We start from the raw sequence: 1,195 nt of genomic DNA, 5'->3' as shown, positions 1-1,195 counted from the left end.
AAGCAGTGATCCGAAGCCCCAGTGAACGGCGGCCGTAACTATAACGGTCCTAAGGTAGCGAAATTCCTTGTCAGGTAAGTTCTGACCCGCACGAAAGGTGTAACGATTTGGGCGCTGTCTCGGCAGCAGACTCGGTGAAATCTTAGTACCTGTGAAAATGCAGGTTACCCGCAACTAGACGGAAAGACCCCATGGAGCTTTACTGCAGCCTGATATTGAATTCTGGTCATACATGTACAGGATAGGTGGGAGACAAAGAGACGTGCACGCCAGTGTACGAGGAGTCGACGTTGGGATACCACTCTTGTGTGACCGGGGTTCTAACCTGGTATCGAGAACAGGTACGGGGAGAGTGTCAGGTGGGCAGTTTGACTGGGGCGGTCGCCTCCCAAAGAGTAACGGAGGCGCCCAAAGGTACGCTCAGATTGGATGGAAACCAATCGACGAGTGCAATTGCAGAAGCGTGCTTGACTGTGAGACTTACAAGTCGAACAGGGACGAAAGTCGGGAATAGTGATCCGGCGGTGCCGAATGGAAGGGCCGTCGCTCAACGGATAAAAGCTACCCTGGGGATAACAGGCTGATCTCGCCCAAGAGTTCACATCGACGGCGAGGTTTGGCACCTCGATGTCGGCTCATCGCATCCTGGAGCTGGATTCGGTTCCAAGGGTTGGGCTGTCCGCCCATTAAAGCGGTACGCGAGCTGGGTTCAGAACGTCGTGAGACAGTTCGGTCCCTATCTGTTGTGGGCGAAGGAGATCTGCGGAGAGCTGTCCTCAGTACGAGAGGACCGGGATGGACCTACCGCTGGTGCACCGGTTGTTCCGCCAGGGGCATAGCCGGGTAGCTAAGTAGGGAAAGGATAAGCGCTGAAAGCATCTAAGCACGAAGCCTACTCCAAGATGAGATCTCCCATTCGCAAGAAGTAAGACCCCTTAAAGACGATAAGGTAGATAGGCCAGGGATGGAAGTGCAGTGATGTACGGAGTTGACTGGTACTAATCGGTCGAGGACTTAATCAGGAATATGGATTTTCTTCAGAAAAGTTGTTCGGTTTTGAGGGATCGAAAGAGAACTCAAGATCCGGTGGCGATAGCAAAGTGGACACACCTGAACTCATCCCGAACTCAGAAGTTAAGCACTTTCACGGCGACAATAGTTGGGCTTGCCCCTGCGAAGATAGCTAGCTGCCGGG

2 rRNA genes (1 of these 2 cut by a window edge) are annotated in these 1,195 nt (G+C 53.2%); both read left to right on the top strand.

Features of this window, described 5'->3' with window-relative positions:
• A 23S ribosomal RNA gene (locus EUBIFOR_RS13510) occupies positions 1–1,022 on the top strand (it extends 2,245 nt beyond the left edge of the window).
• A 60-nt stretch (positions 1,023–1,082) separates the two neighbouring features.
• Positions 1,083–1,195 (top strand): 5S ribosomal RNA (gene rrf / locus EUBIFOR_RS00005); the annotation flags it as partial.

This window comes from Holdemanella biformis DSM 3989, from assembly GCF_000156655.1.
GTDB classification, from domain to species: domain Bacteria; phylum Bacillota_I; class Bacilli_A; order Erysipelotrichales; family Erysipelotrichaceae; genus Holdemanella; species Holdemanella biformis.
The sequence above is the reverse complement of the archived record's forward strand: the minus strand, read 5'-3'. Positions and strand labels throughout refer to the sequence as shown.